At 57.2% G+C, this 278-nt stretch carries 1 protein-coding gene; it reads left to right on the top strand.

What is annotated here, in order from left to right; translation table 11 throughout:
- The coding region (locus tag EN851_RS36055) for an NAD(P)/FAD-dependent oxidoreductase (RefSeq protein ID WP_135931151.1) at nucleotides 1–278 on the top strand (278 nt) is incomplete at both ends.

Consider the following 278-nt stretch of genomic DNA (forward strand, 5'->3'; position numbering starts at 1 on the left):
GAAGAGTTCGACAATGTCGTCGTCGCCTCCGGCCATTTCTCCGTGCCGAACGTGCCGTATTTCGAGGGCTTTTCCACCTTCAACGGCCGCATCCTGCACAGCCACGACTTCCGCGATGCCATGGAATTCAAGGGCAAGGACATCCTGATCATCGGCCGCTCCTATTCGGCCGAGGACATCGGTTCGCAATGCTACAAATACGGCGCCAAATCGATCACCTCCAGCTACCGTTCCAAGCCGATGGGCTTCAAATGGCCGGAGAACTGGAAGGAAGTGCC

The sequence above is a fragment of the Mesorhizobium sp. M8A.F.Ca.ET.208.01.1.1 genome, from assembly GCF_004791315.1.
GTDB lineage: Bacteria > Pseudomonadota > Alphaproteobacteria > Rhizobiales > Rhizobiaceae > Mesorhizobium.